At 60.7% G+C, this 23,642-nt stretch carries 25 protein-coding genes; 10 read left to right on the top strand and 15 right to left on the bottom strand.

Translation table 11 applies throughout. The features are described 5' to 3' along the window. Nucleotides 1–23 precede the first annotated feature (23 nt). Both ACXADQ_RS07265 and ACXADQ_RS07260 read left to right on the top strand, forming a co-directional pair. Nucleotides 24–653, top strand: coding sequence for a type VI secretion system-associated protein TagO (locus ACXADQ_RS07265; protein ID WP_475317787.1), 630 nt, complete (start codon nucleotides 24–26; stop codon nucleotides 651–653). 66 nt (nucleotides 654–719) lie between these two features. Next, the gene (locus ACXADQ_RS07260) at nucleotides 720–1,745 is read left to right on the top strand and encodes a serine/threonine protein kinase (RefSeq protein WP_475317781.1); all 1,026 of its coding nucleotides are present in this window, start codon (nucleotides 720–722) and stop codon (nucleotides 1,743–1,745) included. Here the strand turns inward: ACXADQ_RS07260 and ACXADQ_RS07255 are convergent. Beyond that, the gene (locus ACXADQ_RS07255; protein ID WP_475317777.1) at nucleotides 1,742–2,395 is read right to left on the bottom strand and encodes an RluA family pseudouridine synthase; all 654 of its coding nucleotides are present in this window, start codon (nucleotides 2,393–2,395) and stop codon (nucleotides 1,742–1,744) included. The two genes, ACXADQ_RS07260 and ACXADQ_RS07255, sit on opposite strands and share 4 nt — an antisense overlap. A 98-nt stretch (nucleotides 2,396–2,493) precedes the next feature. Here ACXADQ_RS07255 and ACXADQ_RS07250 point away from each other — a divergent pair, with 98 nt between their 5' ends. Beyond that, nucleotides 2,494–2,904 carry a nuclear transport factor 2 family protein gene (locus tag ACXADQ_RS07250; protein ID WP_475317771.1) on the top strand — a complete coding sequence of 137 codons (411 nt, stop codon included), beginning with the start codon at nucleotides 2,494–2,496 and terminating at the stop codon, nucleotides 2,902–2,904. On the opposite strand, the gene rarD is transcribed toward ACXADQ_RS07250, so the two are convergent. Continuing rightward, nucleotides 2,897–3,793, bottom strand: coding sequence for an EamA family transporter RarD (gene rarD, locus ACXADQ_RS07245; RefSeq protein WP_475317766.1), 897 nt, complete (start codon nucleotides 3,791–3,793; stop codon nucleotides 2,897–2,899). The two genes, ACXADQ_RS07250 and rarD, sit on opposite strands and share 8 nt — an antisense overlap. A 69-nt stretch (nucleotides 3,794–3,862) precedes the next feature. Next, on the bottom strand, nucleotides 3,863–4,234 hold the full coding sequence (locus tag ACXADQ_RS07240) for a GFA family protein (protein WP_475317759.1): 372 nt from the start codon (nucleotides 4,232–4,234) through the stop codon (nucleotides 3,863–3,865). A 266-nt stretch (nucleotides 4,235–4,500) separates the two neighbouring features. Here ACXADQ_RS07240 and ACXADQ_RS07235 point away from each other — a divergent pair, with 266 nt between their 5' ends. Continuing rightward, on the top strand, nucleotides 4,501–4,680 hold the full coding sequence (locus ACXADQ_RS07235) for a hypothetical protein (RefSeq protein WP_475317754.1): 180 nt from the start codon (nucleotides 4,501–4,503) through the stop codon (nucleotides 4,678–4,680). A gap of 5 nt (nucleotides 4,681–4,685) precedes the next feature. On the opposite strand, the gene ACXADQ_RS07230 is transcribed toward ACXADQ_RS07235, so the two are convergent. Together ACXADQ_RS07230 and ACXADQ_RS07225 are read right to left on the bottom strand one after the other, a co-directional pair. Next, nucleotides 4,686–5,723, bottom strand: a complete 1,038-nt coding sequence (locus tag ACXADQ_RS07230; RefSeq protein WP_475317750.1) for an alpha/beta hydrolase — start codon at nucleotides 5,721–5,723, stop codon at nucleotides 4,686–4,688. 91 nt (nucleotides 5,724–5,814) lie between these two features. Then, nucleotides 5,815–6,987 carry a thiolase family protein gene (locus ACXADQ_RS07225; RefSeq protein ID WP_475317745.1) on the bottom strand — a complete coding sequence of 391 codons (1,173 nt, stop codon included), beginning with the start codon at nucleotides 6,985–6,987 and terminating at the stop codon, nucleotides 5,815–5,817. A gap of 90 nt (nucleotides 6,988–7,077) precedes the next feature. On the opposite strand from ACXADQ_RS07225, the gene ACXADQ_RS07220 reads away from it, so the two are divergent. The 3 genes from ACXADQ_RS07220 (at nucleotide 7,078) to ggt (ending at nucleotide 9,678) form a co-directional block, all read left to right on the top strand. After that, nucleotides 7,078–7,422, top strand: a complete 345-nt coding sequence (locus ACXADQ_RS07220) for an STAS domain-containing protein (protein ID WP_475317738.1) — start codon at nucleotides 7,078–7,080, stop codon at nucleotides 7,420–7,422. After that, entirely contained in the window at nucleotides 7,406–7,894 is a 489-nt protein-coding gene (locus ACXADQ_RS07215; protein WP_475317734.1) for an ATP-binding protein, read from the top strand. Before ACXADQ_RS07220 ends, ACXADQ_RS07215 begins: the two co-directional genes overlap by 17 nt. Before the next feature lie 206 nt (nucleotides 7,895–8,100). Then, a complete protein-coding gene (ggt, locus tag ACXADQ_RS07210; RefSeq protein ID WP_475317731.1) occupies nucleotides 8,101–9,678 on the top strand; it encodes a gamma-glutamyltransferase in 1,578 nt (525 codons plus the stop codon). On the opposite strand, the gene hspQ is transcribed toward ggt, so the two are convergent. Continuing rightward, nucleotides 9,675–10,001: a heat shock protein HspQ gene (hspQ, locus tag ACXADQ_RS07205; protein ID WP_475317726.1), complete on the bottom strand. Its 327-nt coding sequence runs from the start codon at nucleotides 9,999–10,001 to the stop codon at nucleotides 9,675–9,677. The two genes, ggt and hspQ, sit on opposite strands and share 4 nt — an antisense overlap. A gap of 84 nt (nucleotides 10,002–10,085) precedes the next feature. Here hspQ and ACXADQ_RS07200 point away from each other — a divergent pair, with 84 nt between their 5' ends. Next, nucleotides 10,086–10,967 (top strand): AEC family transporter, encoded by an 882-nt coding sequence (locus ACXADQ_RS07200; protein WP_475317723.1) that lies wholly within the window; start codon nucleotides 10,086–10,088, stop codon nucleotides 10,965–10,967. Between the two features lie 72 nt (nucleotides 10,968–11,039). Continuing rightward, on the top strand, nucleotides 11,040–11,630 hold the full coding sequence (locus tag ACXADQ_RS07195; protein WP_475317722.1) for a transglycosylase SLT domain-containing protein: 591 nt from the start codon (nucleotides 11,040–11,042) through the stop codon (nucleotides 11,628–11,630). Between the two features lie 24 nt (nucleotides 11,631–11,654). Here the strand turns inward: ACXADQ_RS07195 and ACXADQ_RS07190 are convergent, their stop codons facing one another. From ACXADQ_RS07190 to ACXADQ_RS07175, 4 genes are all read right to left on the bottom strand, one after another. Then, nucleotides 11,655–12,257, bottom strand: a complete 603-nt coding sequence (locus ACXADQ_RS07190; protein WP_475317720.1) for a LolA family protein — start codon at nucleotides 12,255–12,257, stop codon at nucleotides 11,655–11,657. Nucleotides 12,258–12,339: 82 nt separating this feature from the next. Beyond that, nucleotides 12,340–15,300 (bottom strand): DNA translocase FtsK, encoded by a 2,961-nt coding sequence (locus ACXADQ_RS07185; RefSeq protein WP_475317715.1) that lies wholly within the window; start codon nucleotides 15,298–15,300, stop codon nucleotides 12,340–12,342. A gap of 17 nt (nucleotides 15,301–15,317) precedes the next feature. Then, nucleotides 15,318–16,499, bottom strand: a complete 1,182-nt coding sequence (locus ACXADQ_RS07180; protein ID WP_475317710.1) for an aminotransferase class I/II-fold pyridoxal phosphate-dependent enzyme — start codon at nucleotides 16,497–16,499, stop codon at nucleotides 15,318–15,320. Nucleotides 16,500–16,617: 118 nt separating this feature from the next. After that, a complete protein-coding gene (locus ACXADQ_RS07175) occupies nucleotides 16,618–17,952 on the bottom strand; it encodes an amidase (protein WP_475317706.1) in 1,335 nt (444 codons plus the stop codon). Between the two features lie 81 nt (nucleotides 17,953–18,033). Here ACXADQ_RS07175 and ACXADQ_RS07170 point away from each other — a divergent pair, with 81 nt between their 5' ends. Next, a complete protein-coding gene (locus ACXADQ_RS07170; protein ID WP_475317702.1) occupies nucleotides 18,034–19,251 on the top strand; it encodes an FAD-dependent monooxygenase in 1,218 nt (405 codons plus the stop codon). Between the two features lie 149 nt (nucleotides 19,252–19,400). On the opposite strand, the gene ACXADQ_RS07165 is transcribed toward ACXADQ_RS07170, so the two are convergent. The 5 genes from ACXADQ_RS07165 to ACXADQ_RS07145 form a co-directional block, all read right to left on the bottom strand. After that, on the bottom strand, nucleotides 19,401–20,192 hold the full coding sequence (locus tag ACXADQ_RS07165; protein ID WP_475317696.1) for a cytochrome c1: 792 nt from the start codon (nucleotides 20,190–20,192) through the stop codon (nucleotides 19,401–19,403). A gap of 16 nt (nucleotides 20,193–20,208) precedes the next feature. After that, nucleotides 20,209–21,522: a cytochrome b gene (petB, locus tag ACXADQ_RS07160; protein ID WP_475317691.1), complete on the bottom strand. Its 1,314-nt coding sequence runs from the start codon at nucleotides 21,520–21,522 to the stop codon at nucleotides 20,209–20,211. Between the two features lie 12 nt (nucleotides 21,523–21,534). Then, entirely contained in the window at nucleotides 21,535–22,095 is a 561-nt protein-coding gene (gene petA, locus ACXADQ_RS07155; RefSeq protein ID WP_475317685.1) for a ubiquinol-cytochrome c reductase iron-sulfur subunit, read from the bottom strand. 255 nt (nucleotides 22,096–22,350) lie between these two features. Beyond that, on the bottom strand, nucleotides 22,351–22,953 hold the full coding sequence (locus ACXADQ_RS07150) for a glutathione S-transferase (RefSeq protein WP_475317678.1): 603 nt from the start codon (nucleotides 22,951–22,953) through the stop codon (nucleotides 22,351–22,353). A 55-nt stretch (nucleotides 22,954–23,008) separates the two neighbouring features. Continuing rightward, nucleotides 23,009–23,629 (bottom strand): FMN-binding negative transcriptional regulator, encoded by a 621-nt coding sequence (locus ACXADQ_RS07145; protein ID WP_475317673.1) that lies wholly within the window; start codon nucleotides 23,627–23,629, stop codon nucleotides 23,009–23,011. Nucleotides 23,630–23,642: the final 13 nt, after the last annotated feature.

Below are 23,642 nucleotides of genomic sequence, written 5' to 3'. Positions count from 1 at the left end.
CGCAAAAGGTGCATCATGTCATCATGATGCACCTTTACAGTTTATTTTCCGGCGCCGCCCTAATTGTTCTGTCAGTACTTCCAGCGTTTGCAGCGGGTGATCCCGCTGAATGCATCTTTATCGACACGGATCTTGATCGCCTGGCCTGCTATGATCGGGTCGCGGGACGCACGACCTCTCCAAAGCCAGCCATGTCGCAACCCGAACATGGAGATTGGGTGGTTCGGCTGGATACCTCTGAGTTCAAAGACACAACTGACGTTTACATGACGATCAAATCAGAGGAAGAGCTAGACTGCGGCCTGTATGGGCGCTCGCAAGCGCAGCTGATGCTGCGCTGCAAGGAAAACACAACATCGCTGATCATACATACCAGCTGTCATATGGCCTCGGGATTTAGCGGATATGGTCGGGTGGAATATCGGATCGATGATCGCAAATCGTCGGCACGGAGCTTCTCTGCGAGCACCGACAATCGCGCGCTGGGTTTGTGGTCGGGGGGAAAATCAATCCCGATGATCAAGCAAATGCTGACTGGCGAGACCCTTTTGACCCGCTTTACCCCGTTTAATGAAAGCCCGGTCACGGCCAAGTTTAAGATTAGTGGGCTCGAAACCGCGATCGCTCCTCTGCGCGAGGCCTGTCACTGGTAAATCGGTTGCCTTTCTCCTTGCCCCAGCGCTATCACGGCCCCGGATTATCTTTTTACGGGGGCCTTTGTGGCGGACTACCCTTCGATCCGGCGTTTCGTGCCCGATACGGTTTTGAAACGCGATGTGTTCTCGGAAACCATCATGGGGCATCTGGCCGATGCGCCCGAGGTCAAGGTCGTGCTGCGCCGTCTGGACGGGGTGCCGTGGTGGGCGCGCTTCATCTCGCAAGTGTTGGCGCGCAAAGAGGCGCGTGGCTTGCGCGCCGTTCAGGGAATCGAAGGCGTTCCGGTGCTGCTGGAGTCGGATCGGGGTGGCATCCTGCGCGTCTGGGCCGAGGGCACGCCGCTGCATCTGGCCAAACCCAGTGATGGCGCGTGGTACAAAGACGCCGGTCGTCTGTTGCGTGAGATGCGCCGCCGGGGGGTGACCCACAATGATATCGCCAAGCCTCAGAACTGGTTGATGCTGCCTGACGGGCGTGCTGGCGTGATCGATTTCCAACTGGCCAGCGTGCACCGGCGTCAGGGAAAACTGTTCCGCATCGCCGCGCGCGAGGACCTGCGGCACATGCTCAAACAAAAGCGCAAGTATGCCCCCGATCTGCTGACGCCCAGCCAATGGCGGCTGGTGTCACGCAAGTCACTGCCCTCGCGCATTTGGATGGCGACGGGCAAGCGGCTGTATAACTTTGTCACGCGCAGCCTGATGAACTGGTCTGATGGCGAAGGCACAGAGAACCGGATCACCGAGGACGGGCCCGAGATTCGTGAATCGCTGATTGGCGCGGGTGCGCGCGACGTGGCCTTTGCCTCGTATGCGCTGCCAGCTGGTGGGGCGGGTTTGTATGCCTTTGTCGAGGCGCCCGAGGGTTGGCAGATACCGGAATGCGATCCGGCCCCGAACCTGTGTCAGTTGGTCCCTGCCCTGCCCAGGGGTGCGGATGGCACCGTGCGGGTGGACCTGCTGGAGCTGATCGCAACCAATCGCCTGGACGAGCTGGAGCAACTGCGCGGCGATGACCCTGCGCTAAAGGGCGTGTTGAAACCCATCGTGGCCGGACGCCTAAACCTGACCGATCGGTCGATGCGCTAGAACGGAGCCCTGGCCCGGAACCGCATCCCTTCGCCACTGTCGGGGTGATTGATCCGCAGCTCTTCGGAATGCAGCATCAGGCGCGGGAAATCCGCCGCCTCGCCCGTCGCATACAGCGGATCGCCCAGGATCACATGCCCCAACGCCAGCATATGCACGCGCAGCTGGTGGCTGCGCCCCGTTTTCGGGAACAGACGCACGCGGGTTTCCCTGTCACCGTATTTCAGCACCCGCCAATCGGTCACCGCGGGCTTGCCGTTTTCGTGATCCACCATCTGGCGCGGGCGGTTGGGCCAATCCACGATCAGCGGCAGGTCTACAGTGCCTGATTTCGGCTCTAACCTGCCCCAAACACGGGCCACATAGGTTTTCCGCGTGGTACGCTTTTCGAATTGCATCGACAGGCTACGCTGCGCGTGGGGTGTCATCGCGAACACCATCACGCCCGAGGTATCACGGTCCAGCCGATGCACCAGCAGCGCCTCGGGGAAAGCGGCCTGGACCCGGGTCAGCAGGCAGTCGGCTAAATGCTCGCCCCGTCCGGGCACCGACAACAGCCCCGAGGGTTTGTTCACCGCGATGATCTGGTGATCCTCGTGCAGGATCTCCAGCGGGTCATCTGGTGGGGTATACTCGGTGCTGAACGTCATGGGATCGACTTACGCGCAGGCAAGCCCCTGCGCAACCCGACGTTACGCTTGCCGCAGGCCCGATCCGCCTGTCACCATCGACAAAACGGGAGGACAAAATGCATCCAACAATCGAACGCATGACGGAAATCGTGGCCTCGGGGCAAGAGGATCAGATCAGCACCATTCTGGCCGAGGACGTGAAATTCCTACCGCCCACCTATTGGAAAACATGGTCGGGGCGCGAACCCGTGGCTGCGGTTCTGGGCCATGTCGGGCAGGTGTTTTCCGATTTCCGGTATCGCCGGATCATGGGTGCGGGCAACGATTGGGCGTTGGAATTCCAATGCAAAGTCGGCGAGCACGACGCCGTGGGTGTCGACCTGATCACGCTGGACGACGATGGCATGATCGCCGTGTTCGAGGTCGCGATGCGCCCGCATCGCTCGGTCGGGGCCCTGCGCGAGGCGATGAATGCGCGGGTGATGACGGACGCGCGGTTCCTGAAATTCCGCGATGCGCTTAGCTAGGACGTTTGCGCAGCTCTTTCCACAGCGACACCGAATAGATCACCAAGGCCAACCAGATCAGAGGAAAGGCAATCATCCGCGCCTGACCCATGGGTTCGCCAAACACAAAAAGGGCGTTCAGAAAGATCATCGTCGGCGCGATATACTGTAGAACGGCGATGGTCGACAGCCGCAGCAGCTTGGCTCCGTTGGCATAGGTGATCAGCGGCACCGCCGTAACAACCCCAGCCCCAAGCAACAGCAATGTATCCGGAACCGTAAGGGCAAAATGGCTTTGCCCCGACAGGGTCAGATACGCCAGATACGCCAGGGCGGGTGGCAGTAGTATCAGAACCTCGAGCAAGAAACCCTGGTTCGGACCGATGGGCAGTGACTTCTTGAAATAGGCGTAAAACCCCCACGAGGTCGTCAGCGCCAAAGCTGGCCAAGGAAGCGACCCCTGATCAACCCACAGAACCGCTACGGCGAGGGTGGCCAAACCCACGGCCACCCATTGTGGCCGGTTCAGGCGTTCTCGCAACAGAACCGAGCCCAAAAACACGCTGAACAACGGGTTGATGTAGTACCCTAACGCGGCGTCCAGGGTGCGCTCGGCCGCGATGGACCAGACATAGATGCCCCAGTTCATCGAGATCAACGCGGCCGTCACGCAAGCCATCCCAAGCATTTTGGGCGTGCGCAGTGCCGTCATCAAATCCCGGGTCCGGCCCAAATAGATCAGCAGACCAGCCGCGATCGGCACCGCCCAGATCACACGATGCACGACGACCTCGGGGGCCGGAATATGCGCCATTGCCTTCAGATAGAGCGGCAGAAACCCCCACATGACATAGGCCGAAATGGCAAAGGCCAACCCGCACGGGCTGTCTGTATTGTCCTGAGATTGCATGGTGGCCTCCGTCCGGGCCGGTCTAGCCCAGGGCCAATGGCGCGAAAAGGCCGTAGAAATCCGGTTGGCTTAGGGACGTTGCGGCATTCCGTCCGCGATCTGGTAATAGCTGCCCTTATCACGCGTGAAGATGTGCTTTTCCAACGTGATCCCGGGATCCCCATCGACAGCCCCCAGCGCGACGCTGATCTCGGTTTCCCCGTTGCCCTGCCAAAACAGATAGGACCCGCAATCCGGGCAGATGCCGCGGCGCGCCGTCTCGCTGAGCGTGATCCACGTGACGGGGCCTGTGATTGTCAGGCTGGTCTGCGGCAGCTGCGCCGAGGCCCAGACATGGCCGCTCATCTTGCGGCATTGGCTGCAATGACAGGCCGACGCGTTGGTCAGGGGCGCGTGGCATTCAAATCGGATGGCACCACAGGCGCAGCTTCCTTGGGTCATGTCGGGCTCCTTTTTGGGGTAGATGCAGAAGGCACCGGCCTCCCCTTTTCGTCAAGGGGGCGATCCGGACGGTGCTGTCAGGGCTTCTTTAGTTCTTTTGTGGTTTTCTGCCTAAATCTTCAGCAAATTCCGGGGATGTATCGCCGATTTTGCTGCATTGCAGCATTTTCAGTGGACGAAATCAGGAAATCACCGCGTAGATTAAGCCCCGGCAAGGGTGCCGGAGGACGCTCTGTGTCGCTGAAGACTAGCGAAGGAGAGTTGCCATGTGTCTGACGACCGAAGCGATTGCACTGTTTCTGAACCTGCTGGATCCCGAGGTGATCTCGATGGAGGCCGGCCAAATTACCATCCACGCGACCGAACGCGATGCCGTCTGGGTCCAGGTCGAAGAAAAATGGTGCACGCAAGCGCCCGAACTGGACAAGCTGGCGCGTTTTGACTGAACCGATTAGCGGAACGCTGTGCGCAACCACGCCGCAGTTTGTTCAAGGGCCTCGCGCCCTTGGGGAATGACCCGGTTCAAAGACAAAAACGCGTGCACTTGACCCGGATATTTCAGCAGGTCGACCGGAACGCCCGCCTGTTCAAGTGCTGCGGCCAATGACAACGCATCGTCCCACAATGGGTCATGCCCGCCCGCGATGATCAGCGCCTTGGGCTGCCCCGCAAGATGGGGTGACAAAAGCGGAGACACCCGAGGATCCGTGCGGTCTTGGTCTTTGGGCAGATAGAGCGACAAGTACCAAGCCACCCGCGTTGCCGCCAATAGCGGCTGGTCCTTGAGGTCGGCCATGGATTGCGAGGTCAGCCGCCCATCGGTGCCCGGGTAGATCAGAATTTGCGCACACGGCAGCGGAAGGCCCGCCGCGACCAAATCATGCATCAGAACCGCGGTTAGGTTGCCGCCTGCACTGTCCCCGCCAACAGCCAACAGCTCGGGTTGAACGTTCAACCCCTCTGCGCCGTTCAGCAGCGCCTGATAGCACGCCAACACGTCATCTGGCGCAGCCGGAAACGGGTGTTCGGGGGCCAGGCGATACTCGAACGAAATCACCCGAACGCCGGCGCCCGCGCACAAATGGCCGCACATACCATCATGCGTCTCCAGCCCGCCCTGGACCCAGCCCCCGCCATGAAGAAACAACAAGGTTGGCTGTGACGCTTTGGGGTCGCGCCCTGCGGGCACGTAAATCCGCGCCGGTTGCACCCCAGTGGCGCTCGGCAAAGAGACATCGTGTTTATTCACATCCGCAGGGCAGGGACGTTCGAATTTGGCCGCCATGGCCGCGATCTGCGCGCGGCTTTGCTCCAGGGTTGGCGGAGCATTCGGATCGCGCAGCAAGCTGACCAGATCGCTGGCCGCCTGAGCTTTGGGATCGATCTGGCGCCCGGCAATCACGGTTCGCCGCCCCGCATACAGCCACCCAACGATGGTTTCAGGCAACAGCACGCGGATCAGCGCGAAAATCGTAAACAGTTTCTTCATGGTGGCCCCCCTTGCGAGAGGGAAGCCGCTGCCCATCTATCTGTCAACTTTGACGCTACGAAAGAAACGAGGGGCCTATCCCCCAAGCAGTTCAGACCCGCTCGATCGCGATGGCGGTGCCCTCGCCGCCGCCAATACAAATCGCGGCCACGCCACGTTTCAGATCGCGTTTTTCCAGCGCGTTTAACAGCGTCACCATGATCCGCGCGCCCGAGGCACCGATTGGATGGCCCAGCGCGCAGGCACCGCCGTTCACGTTCATGATGTCCCGTGGAACACCCATTTCCTTCATAAAGGCCATGGGCACGACGGCGAAGGCCTCGTTGACCTCCCACAGATCGACATCGCTGACGGACCAGCCCAGACGCTCCAGCAGATTGCGTGTCGCCGGGACCGGGGCCGTCGGGAATTTCGAGGGCGCATGGGCAAAGCTTGCATGCCCCATGATCCGCGCACGAATGTTCAGACCCTGCGCCTCGGCCGCGTCCTCGGATGCCAGAACCAACGCCGCCGCCCCGTCCGAAATCGACGAAGAGTTCGCCGCTGTCACCGTCCCGTCCTTGCGAAAAGCCGGTTTCAGCATCGGGATCTTTTCAGGCCGCGCCTTGGCGGGCTGTTCGTCCCGGGTGATGATTTCCTCGCCCGTGCGGGTGTGCAACGCGACCGAGCAAATCTCGCCATCAAACGCCCCATCGCGTTCCGCCGCCAGCGCATTGTCCAGCGAGCCGATCGCATATTGATCCTGGTCTTCGCGGGTGAACTGGAACGCTTCGGCGCAGTCTTCGGCGAACGTCCCCATCAGGCGGCCCTTGTCATAGGCATCCTCCAGCCCGTCCAGGAACATGTGATCCTTGACCTCTTGATGGCCGATCCGGGCCCCGTTCCGCATTTTCGGCAGCATGTAGGGGGCGTTGGTCATGCTCTCCATCCCGCCGGCAATCATCGTGTCCGCATGGCCCAGCGCGATCTGGTCAAACGCCATCATCGCCGCTTTCATGCCCGAACCACACATCTTGTTCAGCGTCGTCGCAGGCACGTTTTCACCCAAGCCTCCGGCAAATCCCGCCTGCCGCGCGGGGGCTTGGCCCTGACCTGCGGGCAAAACGCATCCCATCAGAACTTCGTCAACCGTGTCAGTGCCCGCATCGGCCAGCGCCGCCCGAATGGCTGCACCCCCCAATACTGACGCCTCAACCCCATCAAAAACCCCTTGGAACCCCCCCATAGGCGTTCGCGCGGCACCGGCGATTACAACAGATTTCATGTGAACTCCTCCTCATCGACCCATGAATACCGAATGGTAAGGATTTGGGTCTAGCGTTTCCTTGCGTCGGCCAAAGTGAAAGGATTATTGATGCAGATGTCCAGTACGGATCAGGGCGGCTATCAGGTGATTACGGTTGAGGAAGAGCGTATCGACGCCGCCGTTGCCATTGCCTTCAAGGATCAGATGCGAGGGATCACCGAAGGTGGCGGGGCCGAAGTTCTGCTTGATCTCAGCACCGTCGCGTTTATTGATTCCAGCGGTTTGGGGGCGATCGTGGCCGCGATGAAACAACTGGGCAAGGATCGGCCGCTGCACTTGGCCGGGCTAATGCCCAATGTAGACAAGGTTTTTCGACTGACCCGTATGGATACGGTTTTTACGATCCACGGCACCGTCGAAGAGGCGTTTGCCCTTCATGCTGACCGCGCGTGATATCGTTGCCTCGATAGGAACAGGCCGCACCATGAACGTTCCGCACGAGTTCAAGACCAGCTTCCCAGCCACTGAAATGGCTGTGCGCGATGCGCTCGTCTCGATGACATCAAGCCTGCGAACCAGCGGGCTGGACGAAGATTGTATTGGCCGCACCGAAATCGTTCTGGCCGAAGCTCTGAATAATGTCGTCGAACATGCCTATGCGGATTCGGGCGAAGGGTCGGTTGAATTGCGTATCAAAGGGTCTTCGAACGGAATTGACATAACCATCCTGGATCAGGGGCTTCCAGTCCCAGTGCATGTGTTTGCCAAACGATCCGGTCCTGATGTTGACGTTGCCACAGATGACCTGCCCGAGGGCGGATTTGGCTGGATGTTGATACAAAGCATGAGCTCGCACCTCTCGTATCAGCGCGTCGGCCAGATGAATTGCCTACGTTTGACCGTGCCTCTAGATGGCGCCTTTTGATGAAGAGACGCCGCAGAATTGCCCCAATCCCCTCATAAAGACGCCCGAAACAAACGCAATAACGGGGGCGTAGCTGCAAGAGCTTCCCTCGGCGTCGCGTGATTACAGCCCCCACCCAGTGCGCGACGTCGAGGCTCAACTTCCTCAAAAAGAATGGACTTGGGCCGCGCCCATACTAAAGTTTCCTCGGGAACATGGGGGGCACGATGCGCGATTTTCACCAACCGGGCAGGTCGTCTGTCTTTGCCACCAACGGCATGTGCGCCACGTCGCACCCGCTGGCGGCCAAAACTGCAATCGACATCCTGCAGCGCGGCGGAAACGCGGTGGATGCGGCGATCGCTGGCGCTGTCCTTTTGGGTATCTGCGAACCTCAGATGACCGGAATCGGAGGAGATTGCTTCGCGTTGATCTCTTTGCCAGATCAAAGAACGGTAACAGCCCTCAACGGATCCGGGCGCGCGCCAATTGGGGCGGACGCGAATGCATTGCGCAAACAAGGTCTCAACACCGTGCCCAAAACCGGGGCGTTGTCAGTTACGATCCCCGGCGCAGTGGACGCTTTCTGCCATCTGGCGCAAACCCATGGCAAACTGGGGATGGAAACCTTGTTGGCCCCCAGCATTCACTACGCCACCGAGGGCGTGCCCGTCGCACCGCGCGTCGCACTGGATTGGCCAACGGCTGCGCAGGCCCTGAAGGGCGAGGCCCGCCAGCACTATTTGATCGCAGGCAAACCAGCGACCACGGGACAGATCTTTCGCGCGCCCGGTCAGGCAGAAGTCCTCAAGCGCGTCGCAACTCAGGGCCGAGATGCATTTTATACTGGCGAAGTGGCCGAAGATATGGCCGCCGCTCTGCAGGCTATGGGCGCACCCCACACGACCCAGGATTTCGCCGCCACCCGCTGTACGCCGACCATCCCAATTCAGGGGGAATACCAGGGCATTGACCTGCTGGAACACCCGCCAAATGGGCAAGGGGCGACGGCAATCTTGATGCTTAACATGCTGAAATATTTCGACATTGCCAACATGGACCCAATGGGAGCAGAACGCGCGCATATCGAGGCCGAAGTCGCAAAACTGGCCTATGACGCCCGCAACCGATTCCTGGCCGATCCGGATCACATGGCCCGGCTGGATCACATGCTAGCCCCCGAAACCGCTGAAAAACTGGCTGCGCTGGTCGACCCCAAACGCGCCATGCGTGCCCCCGCCGCCCTTACCGAGATGGTGCACAAGGACACGGTCTATATCACCGTTGTCGATCGCGACCGCATGGCGGTGTCTTTGATTTACTCGATCTTCAGCGGATTTGGGTCCGGTGTTGCCAGCCCGAAATTCGGCATCTTACTGCAAAATCGCGGTGCCGGTTTCAATCTGATCCCGGGCCATCCCAACGAGCTGGGCCCCGGAAAACGCCCGATGCACACGATCATTCCCGGGATGCTGAAACGCGACAATCGGGTGATCATGCCCTTTGGCGTGATGGGCGGGGCGTATCAGCCGAACGGACATGCGCGCTTTGTGTCAAACATGGTGGATTTCGGGATGGAGCCGCAAGCCGCGATCGACGCCCCGCGCAGTTTTGCAGATGCCGGAGAGTTACGGATCGAGCGCGGATACTCTGACACCGTGCGCCAGGATCTGTCAGACCGAGGCCATAAGATCGTTATCCCCGAACAGCCGATTGGCGGCGCGCAGGCAATTCGTATTCATGACAGTGGCGTGCTGGAGGGCGCCTCGGACCCGCGCAAAGACGGGTGCGCCCTGGGCTACTAGTTGAGCTGGAATTGCAGCGGGTACTGACCATCCTCGAACGGACCAAACAGGTCGGGGATGTCTGGATGGCTGACAGGTTCGCCCGAGTAGTCCGCGATCAGGTTCTGCTCGGACACATAGGCCACATAGTAGCTTTGGTCGTTTTCGGCCAACAGATGATAGAACGGCTGCTCTTTGGCGGGGCGGCTGTCCTCGGGGATGGCGTGATACCATTCTTCGGTATTGTTGAACTGAGGGTCTACGTCAAAGACCACCCCGCGAAAGGGGTGTTTCTTGTGCCGGACGATCTGGCCCAAATGATATTTAGCGCGTGTCTTCAGCATGTCGTTGCAGCCCCTATAGGACATGGATAGACCTAAACCCATGTATTTGTCCATGAATTGGCGCGATTTTGGGGGAAACAGTCTGTGAACCTTGCTTTGACAGTGCTGGAAATTACGGCACCGGTGTTCATTCTGGCCGCGATTGGATTCGCCTGGGTGAAGGCCGGTTTTGAATACCGGGTCGAATTTGTCACCCGATTGGCAATGACCTTGTCAGTGCCCTGCCTGATCTTCACCGCCCTGATGAAAACCGAGATCGACCCGCAGGCCCTGACCACCCTGTCGCTGGCCTCGGTCGCTGCCTATGGGGCGGTGTCTTTGGGCGCCTGGCTGCTGGTCAAGCTGACACGACTGGATGTCCGCACGTTCCTTGCGCCGATCATCTTTGGCAATACGGGCAACCTGGGCCTGCCGCTGGCGTTGTTTGCCTTTGGCGAGGTCGGGTTGGGCTATGCCGTGGTGGTGTTCGCGGTCATGGCAATCTGGTCCTTTACCTTTGGCATCTGGCTGGTCGCGGGCGGCGGAGCCCTGACAAAGGTCCTCAAAGAGCCTTTGGTCGGCGCCACCGTTCTGGGCGGGATCTTTCTGTGGCAAGACTGGCAGACCCCGGTCTTTTTGACCAACACGCTGGACCTGATCGGACAGATTGCAATTCCGATCATGCTGATCACGTTGGGGGTCGCTGTCGCGCGTATTGCCCCGGGGCATGTTGGGCGCGCGATCTGGATCTCGGCGGCCAAGCTGGCGCTGTGCTTCGGACTGACCTGGGCCGTGGGGCGACTGTTTGCGCTGGATGACACCGCTTTTGCGGTTCTGGTGATCCAGCTGTCGACCCCGGTGGCCGTGACGTCGTTTTTGCTGGCTGAAAAATACGGGGCGGATTTGGGGTCTGTCGCCGGTTTGGTGGTCGTGTCGACCCTGATGTCCGTGATCGCCATTCCGCTGATGTTGGCCGTTCTTTTGTGACCCACTGAATTGTCATTTCCTCGGCGCGTGTTTTTCGATAAAATGAAGAAAAACTAAGAAAGCGAGAGGCAAATGAGCAGAACTCTTCGCGTCATGATCATGGTCTTGCTGCTGGCATCCTGCGGCGGGGGGAATTATTCGGCCCCTCGGAATCTGGACAACGCATGCTCGATCCTGGATCAGCGCCCGAAATATGGTCGCGCCTTCCGCGCAGCCGAGCGCCGTTGGGGCGTGCCGGTTCACGTGCAGATGGCCACGATTTATCAGGAAAGCAAATTCATCGGCAACGCGCGCACGCCCTATAAATACGTGCTGGGTGTGATCCCGATGGGGCGCCAAAGCTCGGCCTATGGCTATGCGCAGGCGATCGACGGCACCTGGGACGAATACAAACGTGCCACCCGCAGCTATGGCGCGCGGCGACATAACATCCACGATGCCGCCGATTTCATGGGTTGGTACATGAACAAAACGCGCGAAAAGAACGGAATCTCGCTGTCCAACGCGCAGCACCAGTACCTGGCCTATCACGAAGGTCACACGGGCTATCGCCGGGGCTCGTATCGGCGCAAAAGCTGGCTGATGCGAATTTCTGGTCAGGTGCAATCGCGCGCGGACATGTACGAGGCTCAGCTGGCCACCTGCCCGCGCCGTCTAAGATAACAAAGGGGGCCACGGCCCCCTTTCCTAGAACTTGGTGCCGCCGCGGCTTTCCGCCTCGGCATTGATATCAAACAGCCTGTTGCGCAGGTTTGGATCAAACACCATTTCGCCCAACACCACGGTCGTTGCCCCGCCAGATTGATCATTGATGACCCATTGGCGCAGCTGCACCGGAGCGTCCGTGAACACCAGCTGGATATTGCCGTATTCCGCGTTTTCCGGATCCATCGCGGTGACGGTGGTGGTGGTCCCGTCCGAGACATGATCCACCACCATATCTGATCCGTCCAGGTCCACTGTCTCGCGCAGGATCACCGACAGAGGTGTCTGGTTCAGCGGATAGACCTCGGGGCCGGTGTTGCCCTTGGGATCAAAGATCGCGACGGACCGCTGCCCGGCCATCACCAGGGCCTGATTGGGCGGATCATATTCGAACCGCGCCTTGCCCGGACGTTTGATAAAGATCCGCCCGGTCGAGATTGATCCGTCATCATTGATCTGCGTGAACTTGCCGGCAGCAGAACGGAAACTGTTCAGATACTCGGACAGCTGTTTCAGGCTCAACTCATCCGCAAAGGCCGGGCAGGCAAGGGCCACCAGAACCGGGGCCAGGGTAAAACGAAGCATTTTCATGCCCCCCAAGGTAATCGCCCCGCCCGGGAATTCCACGGGGCGGGGCTTCACAAAAAGGCGATGGGCCAAGCGCCGCTTATTGCTGCTCGGGCACCAGGATTTCGCGTTTGCCAACATGGTTGGCCGGGCTGACCAGCCCTTCTTCTTCCATTTGCTCAACCAGACGGGCGGCCTTGTTATACCCGATCGCCAGTTTCCGCTGGATATACGAGGTCGAGCATTTGCGATCCTTGATCACAATCGCCACGGCGGTGTCATACAGCGCGTCTTCGCCGTCCGTGTTGCCGCCGGTGTTCAGGCCCAGAACCGCATCGATATTGTCGGCCTTTTCGTCATCCGGCCCTTCGACCACGCCACCCACATAATCAGGCGGCCCGAAGGATTTCAGGTGGTTGACGATTTCCTCGACCTCTTCATCGCTGACAAACGGGCCGTGGCAGCGGGTGATTTTCGCACCGCCCGCCATATACAGCATGTCGCCCATGCCCAGCAGCTGTTCGGCGCCCATTTCACCAAGGATCGTGCGGCTGTCCACCTTGGAGGTCACCTGGAACGAGATCCGGGTGGGGAAGTTCGCCTTGATCGTCCCGGTGATCACATCAACCGAGGGGCGCTGCGTGGCCATGATCAGGTGAATGCCACTGGCCCGCGCCATCTGCGCCAGGCGCTGAATGCAGGCTTCGATTTCTTTCCCGGCGACCATCATCAGATCGGCCATTTCATCCACAACAACCACGATATAGGGCATCTTGACCGGGGTGATCTCCTCGGTCTCGAATACCGGATCGCCGGTTTCGTCGTCGAAACCTGTCTGCACGGTGCGGCTGAAGGTTTCGTTCTTGGACAGCGCATCCGCAACCCGGCTGTTATAGCCATCAATGTTACGCACGCCCATTTTCGACATCTTGCGATACCGGTCTTCCATCTCGCCCACGACCCATTTCAAGGCCACAACGGCCTTTTTCGGGTCGGTCACAACGGGGGACAGAAGGTGCGGAATGCCGTCATAGACGCTGAGCTCCAGCATCTTGGGGTCGATCATGATCAACCGGCAATCTTCTGGCGTCAGGCGATACAGCAGCGACAGGATCATCGTGTTGATCGCGACCGACTTACCGGAACCGGTGGTGCCCGCAATCAGCAAGTGAGGCATTTTGGCAAGGTTCGCCACGATGGGTTCACCGCCGATATCCTTGCCCAGCGCCAGGGGCAGTTTCATGTTGGCATCCCCAAACGAGCGCGCGGCCAGAATTTCACGCAGCACCACTTTTTCACGGTTTTCGTTGGGCAATTCGATACCGATCACGCTGCGGCCAGGCACGGTGGACACACGCGCCGACAGCGCAGACATCGAGCGCGCGATATCATCGGCCAGACCGATCACGCGGCTGGCTTTCAGACCGGGGGCGGGTTCCAGCTCGTACATGGTGACAACGGGGCCGGGGCGGACGCTAACGATCTCGCCTTTTACGCCATAGTCATCCAGCACGTTTTCCAGCATCCGTGCGTTTTCTTCCAGTGCCTCGTCGCTCAGGTGATGGCGCTGAATGTTGGCCGGGTTGGTCAGCAAGTTCAGCGGAGGCAGCTCGAATTCAGCCGCGGTTTCGTCGAACTGCAACGAGGGTTGCGCCTCTTTGCGGGCCTGAGTCGAGGGCTGGATCGGCTTGCGGTTCAGCGGTTGCACCACCACTTTGCGCGGCTGTTCCACCGGAATCTGCGGCGCCGGGGTGGCGCTGGGTTGCAAGGGCAACGCCTCGTGCGGGGTCGGATCAGCCAGCATGGAATCAGACGGCGCGTCAAAGATGTTTTCCGACGGCAAATCGTCCAGATATTCAGGCTGAGCCTCGACCATCTCGGGCTGCGCCAGCTCGGGTTCGGGCATCGCGGACAATGGCGGCGTCGTGGCAGGCATCGCGGTACGCGAGGCCGTCAGCGGCGGTTCAGGCGGCAGGCCCGCGCCCAGATCGGGCTCGGAGGTGTCCAACAGCAGCGCATCCGGCCCGCGCCCACGGCCACGCGTCAGCGGGGTTGCCGCCTCGGGCCGGGCCTCGGCGCGGTTGCGGATCACATCGGCGATTTTGGCCTTGATCCGGTCATCCCCCTGCACTGGCACCGCGGCAACGGTGGGTTGGGGGTCGACCAGCTCGGGTTCGGGCATAGGGTCGGCCCGGCGGATCAAGCCAGGCACACGCAGCAACAGGCTGGGCTTTTGCGGCTCTTCAACGGGCTGTGGTTCGTCTTCCCATTCGGACGCGGCATAGGCCTGATCAAAGGGTTCGACCCATTCGTCCTGTTGATCCACAGCGGGGTCCACCGGGGCTGCGGCCTGACGCTGAGCCCGTTCGCGTTTGCGCGCCTGGATGCCTTGCGCCGCCCCGATCGCACCGGTCGCGCCACGGCCCAGTACCGTCAGCATCAGCACATAGACCATCACCACGCTGTACAGCAGATAACGGAACAAGCGTTTGATTTCGGGCCAGTTGAACCCCAGAACATAAGCGGCAAGCGCCAGCATCACGACGGCAAAGACCAGCGACAGCATCTTGATCCCAAAGGCCATGCTGAACGGCAGGATGTTCAGCAAAACGCCCAGTACGGTGTCGCCAAAATGCCCGCCCAGACCAAAGCCCTGTCCCCATTCGGGGCCAGGCGCCAGGGTGGCGGCATAGATGGACAGGGCCGCCATCCAGATCGGTGTCAGGATAACTCGGCCCAGAGCGCGATCCTCGCCCATATGCAGGCCGAAACGGAACCCCCAGACCAGCAGGGCAATCGCCAGCCCCCAGGATCCCATGCCCACGATCATCATCAGCGGCGCCGCAATCGAGGCCCCAAGCCGCCCCATCAGATTCTGGACAGGAGCATCCGTGGCCAGCATGAAGGACGGATCATTGGCACTGTAACTGCCCAACATTGCGACCACGGCCAAGCCGATCAGAACCAGCACGATGCCGATAAGCTCTTTGCCGCGTTTTTCGATGGCTGCTTGCATATCGCTGTCAAACAGCGGGTCTCGTCCTCTGGTTTGAAATGCCATTCCTGCCCTCGTTATCTTTACCTGTAGATGCAATCGCGCAGGCGGATCAGACCTTCGCGCATCTCTTCTGCCTCGGCCACCATTGCGACCCGAATATATCCTGCGCCGGGGTTTGGTTCCCCGGTCACGTCTTTGCTGAGATAAGCGCCCGGCAAGACCCGCACGCCCGTTTCGGTCCAGGCCTTCAGCGCGGCCTGTTCTCCGTCTTCGACCGGAAGCCACAGGAAAAAACCGGCCTCGGGGCCCTGATAGCCCTGAATGCCGGCGAACACCTGATCTGCAACCGCGTATTTTTGTCCGTACAGCGCACGGCTGTCGATCACATGCGCCTCATCTTCCCAGACGGCCTGACTGACCTGCTGGATCGGTAGCGGCAGCGGCGACCCGGAATAGGCGCGCAACTGCTTGATCCGCTTCAGACTTTCGGGTCCACCCGCCACAAAGCCCGAGCGCAGCCCCGGCAAATTCGACCGTTTCGACAGCGAATGGAAAATCACCACGCGTTCGGGATCAGCCCCCAGCTCGGCCGCAACCTCCATCGCACCCGGAGGCGGATCGTTGCGATAGATTTCCGAATAACACTCGTCTGCGAAAATCTGGAAATCGTATTTTTCGGCCAGCCGGATCAGATCGACCCAATAGTCACGCGTCGCCACGGCGCCCTGCGGGTTCGCAGGCGAACAGATATAGGCGGCAGCCGTGCGGTTCAGCACCTCGGCGGGCAGCGACGTATAGTCGGGCATATATCCGTTCTGGCGGGTCGCCGAGACGAACACAGGCTCGGCCCCGACCGACATCGTGCCGATCATGTAGACCTGATAGAACGGATTGGGGATCAGCACGGCTGGCGTCTGGCCGTTCTTCTGTTCCGGGATCAGCGCCATCGCAGCGTTATACAGGCCCTCGCGGGTGCCATTCAGCGGCATCACCTGCGTGTCCGGGTCCAGGCTCACCCCATAGCGGCGGTCCAAAAACCCGGTGATCGCCCCGCGCAGGCCGGGCGTGCCGTCGTTCGGAGGATATTTGGCGAACCCTTCGATATTCTCGGCCATGATCCGGGCAACAAAGTCGGGCATGGCGTGGCGCGGTTCACCAATGGTCATATGCATGACAGGGCCACCCGGTTCGTGCACGTCCAACAGGGCGCGCAAACGCGGGAACGCATAAGCCGGTAGGTTGGAAAACCGCTCGGGAAACATCTAGCACTGCCTCAATTCATCGGGATCATTCACGCCCCGTTTTGTTCAGAGTACAAAACAAGGCGCGCTTCGTCCAGATAAAGCAGCGTAAAGGCTTTTGCGACTGTTGTTTTTTGGCTTACCCAGCGCGCAAGATGGGCTCGGCCGCGGCGGTGATGCACAGCAAGCGTTCTTCTTGCATGGGCAGTCCGTTAAAGGTGATCCCGCAGGATGGCACGCCCGTCGGCAACGTCACCGCACACAGGCCCATCAGGTTGCCAACACGGGTGTTTTGCAGCGCCATGATGTTTTCGGTCACATAGTATTCCTGATCATCCATCAACCGGTCGGCTTTGGGGGGCAGTATCGGCGAAGTCGGCGCCAGCACCGCATCAAAGCCCGAGACCTTAGCGACCCATTTCTGCCGCGCCTCGTTCAACACGTTCCAGGCATGCACGTAATCTGGCGCGCTGAACTCTGCCCCGCCCCGGAACCGAGCCAGGATGCGATCAAACATCAGGTGCGGCGCGGCCTCGATCACGTCGCGCCATTCACCATAGGCATCGGTGGGAAACAGCGGTCCGGCCTGATCCATCGCGGCCACAACCTCGGGGACCTCCAGGGGTTCGATGATCGCACCGGCCTCTTTCAGCTTTTCCAGCGCCATGTTGTATGCTGCCAGCGGTTCGGGCCGAATTTTGTTCAGCACCACGGTTTGCAGCGCAGCAAAGCGTTTCCCTTTCAGGCTGGCTCCGCGCAGATCAGCCGGTTGGCCGCCCTCCAGCATCGCCAACATCATCGCCGCATCCTCGACCGAGCGACACAGTGGCCCGATCGTGTCGAACGTTTTGCACAGGGGCACCACGCCTGTCAGCGGAATGCGCCCCGAGGTGGTTTTCAACCCCACCAAATCGTTCCAGGCCGAGGGAATGCGCACCGATCCGCCTGTATCCGAGCCGATCCCACATGCCGCCAGCCCGAATGCGACCGAGGTCGCCGCCCCCGATGAAGACCCGCCCGACACGGCGTCGTGGTCATTCACACAGGGCGAGGTCGCCGTCACCGGGTTCAACCCCAGCCCGGAAAAGGCCAGTTCGCTCATATGGGTCTTGCCCAGGCAGACCAGCCCCATCGCCGTAGCATTGCGCAACACCCAGGCGTCCGCGTCCGGCACCCGGCCTTTCAACAACGCGGAACCGGCCTCGGTCGCGGTGCCTGCGCTGTCGAACAAATCCTTCCAGCTGATCGGCACCCCATCCAATGGTGACAGCCGAAAGCCAGCCTTGGCCCTGGCCGCTGCGGCCTCGGCCTCGGCCAGCGCCCGATCATGGGTGACGACTGAATAAATACGGTCGCGAAATTCGTGGCTGTCGATGGCGTCCAGATAGGTTTGCGTCAACGCCACCGGATCAATTGCGCCTTCCCCGATCCCGCGCCCCAGTTCCGTCGCGCTTTGCCACAGCCAATCGTTCATACCCATCACCCCTCGGTTTTGTCGCACGGTAGCGGCAGCGCAGCGCATGGACAATCCCGGATCAAGCGCCATATTTGCCCCATGACAAATGATAGCGACATCCTGATCGTCGGCGGCGGGCTGAACGGCCCCGCGCTGGCCCTTGCCCTGGCGCAGACCGGGCTCCGCTCAACCGTGATCGACGCCCTGCCGGGCGGCGTTCAGACCGACGACAATTTCGATGGGCGCGGCTATGCCTTGGCGCTGGCGTCGCAGCGGTTGCTGGCCGGTATCGGCGTGTGGGATCAGGTCGCGCCCCAGTCGCAACCCATGCTGGAAATCAAGGTCAGCGATGGCCGCGCAGGCGAGGGCCCGCTGTCACCCTTCTTCCTGCATTTCGACCATGCCGAAATCGAAGAAGGCCCCATGGGCTTTATGCTCGAGGATCGTTTCCTGCGTCGCGCGCTGGCCGAAGCCATGGAGGCCAGCGACCTGATCACCGTTCTGAACGGGGAAACCGTCACCGCCCAGACCACCGATACGGCGGGCGTGACCCTAACGCTGGCCTCGGGGGGAACCTTGCACGGCAAACTGCTGGTCGGCGCGGATGGCCGCCGTTCCGGCACCGCTGAACGCGCCGGGATCAAGCGCAGCGGCTGGGACTATGGCCAAACCGCCCTCGTCTGCGCGATCGAGCACGACCTGCCCCACAATGGCACCGCGCATCAGTTCTTCATGCCCCCTGGCCCACTGGCGATCCTGCCCCTGCCCGGCAACATGTCCTCGATCGTGTGGTCCGAGACCCATGAAAATGCGGCCCTGTTCCACAGCCTGTCAGACGAGGACTACATGCAGGTCCTGCGCCCCCGGTTCGGGGATTTTCTGGGCGAAATCCGCCTGGTCGGAAACCGTTTCACCTATCCGCTGAACCTGACCGTCGCGAACAGCTTCACCGCAGAACGCCTGGCGCTGATTGGGGATGCGGCCCACGGCATGCACCCTATCGCCGGCCAGGGTCTGAACGCAGGCCTGCGCGACGTTGGCGCGCTGGCCCACGTGATCACCCATGCGCTACGACGCGGCGAAGATTTCGCCTCGGAACTGGTGCTGGACCGCTATCAGGAATGGCGTCGTTTCGATACGTCCACTCTGGCCCTGACCACGGACCTGACGAACAAGCTCTTTTCGAACGACAACCCCCTGCTCCGCCTTGGCCGCGACCTCGGCATGGGCGCTCTGAACGCCCTGCCCGGCCTACGCCGCACTTTCATCCGCGAAGCAGCAGGCCTGAACGGCGACCTGCCCGATCTGATGCGCTAACCCATCCGCGCGCGCCACCCCCGAGGACGCGGCCGCAGGCCAAGGACGAGACATCCAGCGCGCCGCAGGCGCACAATCTAACAACAGCCCAAATAACAAAAGCCCCGCCAAATCAGCGGGGCTTTCGCAACTCTAAGGGTCCGTCAGGCTCAGGCCTTCTTGGCGGCCTTTTTGACGGGGGCCCAGATTTTCTTGTTGGTCAGGTACAGCAGAACCGACAGAATGGTCAGCATCAGCACAGCCACAAAACCAGCTTGCTGGCGCGCCATCATCTTGGGCTCGGCGGTCCACATCAGGAAGGCCGCAACATCTTCGGCTTCGTGGTGCAGATCGGTCGAGTGACCATCGGCATACTCAACATCCTCACCGGCCAGCGGGGGCGCCATGGCGATCCAGCCACCGGGGAAAGCGGTGTTTTCGTAATAGGTGGTGCCGGCTTCTTCTTTTTCCTCACCGGTGTATCCGGTCAGGATCGAGACGATGTATTCCGCGCCACCGATGCCTTTGAACAGCTGGTTCATACCCGAGCCATAGGGCCCATGGAAACCCGAGCGTGCCTTCGCCATCAGCGACAGGTCAGGCGCGTTGGGATCTCCACCTTCGGGGAAGAAATCGGCCGGTTTGCGGGGACGGTCGTCCTCCAGCTCTTCGTCATAGACGTCGAACTGAGCCGCATAGGCGCGCACCTGGTCCTCGGGCAGCTGCGGGCCGCCTTCGTCTGCCAGGGTGCGGATCGGCACGAATTTCAGACCATGACAGGCCGAGCACACCTCGGTGTAGACCTGCAGACCGCGTTGCAGCTGCATCTGGTCATACTTGCCGAACGGACCCTCGAACGAGAAGTCCACATCATGCACGTGACCTGCGCCACCGGCTGCCATTGCTGCGCCAGCCGAAAGGGTCAGGGCGGCAACAGCGGAGGTTGCTAGTTTCTTAAACATTATCCCGTTTCCTCACTTATTCGGCAGGTTTGCCATAGTGGTTGTTGAAGTCTTCCTCGATCGTTTCCGGCATTGCGCTCGGCTTTTCGATCACACCCAGCAGCGGCAGGATGACCAGGAAGTAAGCGAACCAGTAGGTCGCACCGATCAACGAAATGGTCGAGTACGGCGGCTCGGCAGGCATTGCACCGGCCCACATCAGGACGATGAAGTCGATTGCCAGCAGCAGGAACCACCACTTGAACATCGGACGATACCGACCCGAACGCACGCGCGAGGTGTCCAGCCAGGGGGCCAGAGCCATCACGGCGATGGCGCCGAACATGGCCAGAACACCAAAGAACTTGGCGTCGATGATGCCGCCGGTGATCCAGCTGGCAAACATCACCACCCAGACGTCGCCGGTAAAGGCACGCAGGATCGCGTAGAAGGGCAGGAAGTACCATTCAGGCACGATGTGTGCAGGCGTCGCCAGCGGGTTTGCCTCGATGTAGTTATCGGGGTGACCCAGGTAGTTCGGCATAAAGCCGACGATGGCAAAGAAGACCAGCAGAACAACGGCCAGGGCGAAAACGTCCTTGATCACGAAGTAGGGCCAGAACGGAACGGTGTCCTTGGCGGCTTCTTCTTTCGAGCCACGACGCACGTCAACACCGGTGGGGTTGTTGTTGCCCGTGGTGTGGAAGGCCCAGATGTGCACGGCGACCAGCGCAGCGATCACGAAGGGCAGCAGGTAGTGCAGCGAGAAGAAGCGGTTCAGCGTTGCGTTATCAACCGCCGGTCCACCCAGCAGCCAGGTCTGGATCGGCTCGCCGATGAACGGGATGGCACCGAACAGGCCGGTGATCACGGTCGCGCCCCAGAAGGACATCTGACCCCAGGGCAGAACGTAGCCCATGAACGCGGTGCCCATCATCGCCAGATAGATCAGCATACCGATGATCCAGGTGATTTCGCGAGGTGCCTTGTAGGAACCGTAGTACAGGCCACGGAAGATGTGCAGATACACAGCCACAAAGAACAGCGAAGCGCCGTTTGCGTGCAGGTACCGCAGCATGTGGCCACCGTTCACGTCGCGCATGATGTGCTCGACCGAGGCAAAAGCCAGGTCAACATGCGGGGTGTAGTGCATCACCAGAACGATGCCGGTGACGATTTGCAGCGCCAGGCAGAAAGTCAGGATGATACCCCAGATCCACATCCAGTTCAGGTTCTTGGGGGTGGGGATCATGATGGTGTCGTAGAGAAGGCCCACGATGGGAAGGCGCGAATGCAGCCACTTCTCGGCGCCCGTTTTGGGCTCGTAATGATCGTGCGGAATACCGGACATGTTCGCGTTTCCTTATCCCAGTTTGATCGTGCTTGCGTCTTCGAACGCAGCCACAGGTACATCCAGGTTCCGCGGTGCGGGACCTTTGCGGATACGGCCAGAGGTGTCGTAGTGCGACCCGTGGCAGGGGCAGAACCAGCCGCCAAAGTCACCGGCGCCGTTCCCGATCGGAACACAACCCAGGTGGGTACACACGCCGATCATCACCAGCCATTCGCCGGCTTCGTCCAACGAGCGGTTGGCGTCCGAGGCGTCGGTCTCGGGCTTGTTAGCGTTCTGCGACATCGGGTCGATCAGGGTCGCGCCATCGTCAGCGCGGGCCTGGGCGATTTCTTCCTCGGTCCGGCGGCGGATGAAGACGGGCTTGCCCAGCCACTTAACGGTCAGCTGCGAGCCGGTTTCAACGCCCGAGACGTCAACACGGATCGAGGCCAGCGCCTTAACATCTGCGGAGGGGTTCATCTGGTTGACCAGCGGCCAAACGGCGGCACCGGTCGCCACGGCACCTGCACCTGCGGTGGCGTAGTACAGGAAATCCCTGCGGGTGCCTTCGTGATCTTCTGCGTGGGACACGAGGTTTTCTCCAATTCTTTGACCGTAAACGGCCTATACGACATGGGGCCGCGCAAATCGCAGCCGTACCGAGGCGCTGTTTAGCCGGGGATTCCTGTTCAGTCCAGCAGACAATGCCGCGCAGGGGTGCCCCAATTGCAACAGGTGCGCATGTGTCGCGCTTGAACAAGGGAAAATAGCACAGGAAACGGCCTTGCCGCATTCCTTGGCAGCAAAAGCGGACGCCCGACCAGGGCCTTCAATGATTCGAGGCGCTTATTCCGGCGCGGTGGCCTTCATGCTGTCGCGTTCGGCGAAAACGGCATACCAATCGTCCAGATCTCCGCGCCCGTCGCGCCAGTTCCGGGCGCCGTGGCGCAGATCCAGATAGCCCAAGGCGCAGCCCACCGCGATCTGCCCCATGTTCAAAGGGCCGCGCAGATGGCTCATCCAGCGGTCGTTCAGCGCGTCCAAGGCACCGCAGACCTTCAGCCATTGCGCCTCGACCCATTCCTCATAGACCATGTGTTCGGGGCGCACCCGGCCCTCGTAGACCATCAGCACCGCCGCATCCATCAGCCCATCGGCCGTGGCCTCCAGCGTCAGAATCTCCCACAGTTCCGAGTCGGGATAGAGCCCCGCCCCAGCGCGATCATCCAGATACCGGCAAATCACCCGGCTGTCGTACAGCGCAGGCCCGTCCGGCCGGATCAAGGCGGGAATCTTACCCACCGGGTTGGCGGCGCGCACTTCGGATGGGGTGGAAACGGGCGTAGTCATGACTTCGACCAATTCGATGTCATCCACCATCCCGGTTTCGTGGCGCACCACGTTGACCTTTCGAACAAACGGCGACGCGCCGGAAAATATCAGCTGCATGGGTCCCTCCTGATGCTCCGATAGGAACCCTAGGACGCAGCACCGGGGCTGTCCATCATTCCTGCGGAGGATTGCGCATCAAGTCGGCCAAGCGGTCCAGTTCCATCCCCATTCCCTGTTCGGCCACCATATCGGCGACAGCCAGCCGCGCCGCGTCTGGTTTGTTTTGGCCCAGTTTCCACGTGCCTTGGATATCCGTGATCTCTAGCGTGCACGGCACGATCTGGCGCATCAGCTTGCCGCGCTGCGCGTCGCTCATCTTGTCGGCGGTCCAGATGGGTTTGGGCAGCAATCGCCGTTCGAACGTGTCCGACAGTTTGTCCAGCACCCCACGCAGGTCATCTTGCGGCAGTTGCCGCACCGTTCCAGCCAGATGCACCGCGATATAGTTCCAGGTGGGTGCCTGATCCTCCAGCCCGTACCAATCGGGCGAAACATAGCTGCCCGGCCCCTGAACGAACATCTTGCCGGGGATGCCTGCACCCAGCGCCCGCGCCACGGGATTCGAGCGCACAAGATGAAACAATACGGTCCGATCCTCGATCACGAAGGGCACATGCGCCATCAGGGGCATCCCGTCTGGCCCGTTCACGGCCAGTGTCCCCACCCCCATTTCCGCAGCGAATGCCAGGTTACGGGCGTCGGTTTGACCACGAAAAGCTGGATTGGGATGCATGGGGTCGGTCCTT

This window comes from Thalassovita sp. ABM4_323 (assembly GCF_056158665.1).
The sequence above is the reverse complement of the archived record's forward strand: the minus strand, read 5'-3'. Positions and strand labels throughout refer to the sequence as shown.